Source organism: Comamonas aquatilis (assembly GCF_965139575.1).
Taxonomy (GTDB): Bacteria; Pseudomonadota; Gammaproteobacteria; order Burkholderiales; family Burkholderiaceae_C; genus Comamonas; species Comamonas aquatilis.
Map to the genome: position 1 here is coordinate 1 of NZ_CBCSIW010000050.1, position 1,035 is coordinate 1,035.

The 1,035-nt window shown below is 58.8% G+C and carries 1 protein-coding gene; it reads right to left on the reverse strand.

Annotated features, from left to right (window positions below; all coding sequences use genetic code 11):
* Positions 1–53 precede the first annotated feature (53 nt).
* Complete coding sequence (locus ACNAZA_RS22350) at positions 54–986, reverse strand: IS5 family transposase (protein ID WP_415798688.1); 933 nt, start codon at positions 984–986, stop codon at positions 54–56.
* Positions 987–1,035: the final 49 nt, after the last annotated feature.

A 1,035-nucleotide genomic window follows, 5' to 3' on the forward strand; every position in this document is an offset into this window, starting at 1 on the left:
GGCGTTGTTGCATAAATCAGCCCCAGGCCAGATTTCCCCAACCCCAGACGTGGCTACGCCACAGCCACCGTCTGCGGGCAGCCCAGTTCAGTAAACCGATTGAGGATTGCGGCTCGAATGTGCAGTTCGTTGACCTGCCGCTCGAAGGTGCGTGACATCACTCGTTCACCCAGCCGTTTGATGCAGTTCATCTTGGTCTCTACCAGACTGCGCCGGTGGTAACCACTCCAGTTTTTCCATAGCTTGCGACCGAAGCGCCTACATGCGGAGATGGCCGCATTGCGGTGCGCAAAGGCATCGCCTTTGCGCATCCTGGCATTCTTTCTCGGGGGAATGATGGGCGTGGCATTGCGCTGCATGACCGCCGCATGGACGGGCTGCGTGTCATAAGCACCATCGCCTGTCACTGTCAGCAGCGGCTCCTCGGCAGGAACTTGATTCAGCAACTGCGGCAACACTGCGGCGTCAGTGACATTGTTCGAAGTAACGCAGATGGCTCGTACCTGTAGCGTTTGCGCATCAATGCCAATGTGCAGCTTGCGCCATTGGCGGCGGCGCTCTGGCCCGTGCTTTTTGCACTTCCACTCGCCTTCGCCCAGGAACTTGATGCCAGTGGAGTCAACCAGTAGATGCAGGCCGGCTGCGCTAGAGCGGTACACCACCTGGACATCCAGACTGCGTTGGCGACGACACAACGTGCTGAAGTCGGGAACTGGCCACAGCAGTCCAGACAACGCCAGTAGTGACTGAACAAAGCCTGTGGTCTGCCGCAAGGCCAATCCAAAGAGGTTCTTGATGGTCAGGCAGAACTGGATCGCTGCATCCGAGAACTGCGGGCTGCGCCCGCGTTTGCCGCTGGCAGCGGCAAACCAAGACATGCCCCTGTCCAGCCAGATGGTCAGTGAGCCCCGCGCTTTGAGCGCTGCGTTGTATTGCTTCCAGTTGGTGGTGCGATAGCGAGGTTTGGACTGCGGGGAATGACTCATCGCACGAGGCTACCTGACCCTAGCCTGCGATTTATGCAACAACGCCCAG

Excerpts from the sequence above, each read along its gene's own strand:
- ACNAZA_RS22350 (WP_415798688.1), bottom strand. The coding sequence starts at position 986 with ATGAGTCATTCCCCGCAGTCCAAACCTCGCTATCGCACCACCAACTGG.